This is a genomic window from Vibrio sp. OPT20 (assembly GCF_963889365.1).
GTDB classification, from domain to species: domain Bacteria; phylum Pseudomonadota; class Gammaproteobacteria; order Enterobacterales; family Vibrionaceae; genus Vibrio; species Vibrio splendidus.
This window is the reverse complement of record NZ_CAWPOA010000037.1, coordinates 1-260: the sequence shown is the minus strand read 5'-3', so window position 1 is coordinate 260 and position 260 is coordinate 1. Positions and strand designations below refer to the sequence as shown.

At 50.8% G+C, this 260-nt stretch carries 1 protein-coding gene; it reads right to left on the bottom strand.

The window, feature by feature from the left end:
- Positions 1–260: Ig-like domain-containing protein (locus tag AACR09_RS08435; protein WP_339367116.1), on the bottom strand; the 260-nt coding region annotated here is incomplete at both ends.

The window sequence follows — 260 nt, the reverse complement described above, 5'->3', positions numbered from 1 at the left end:
CGGCTATGGTCAATGTTGGCGTGATTGGCAATGTATATTGTTGGTCCACCGTCACCGTATTACCCGAGTCGTCCCCAAAACCACTGACGGCTAGGATTACACTAAGCACTGTATCACCCAGGTCTGCCAAAGAAGCCACCTCTGCTTTCCACGTCTTAGCACCTCCTTGCATCGTGAAACCTGATACTGCTGCACCCGCAAGCGTCGCTTGAATGGTGTCTCCTTTAACCGCTTTACTGAACGTCAAAGTGACTTCCACA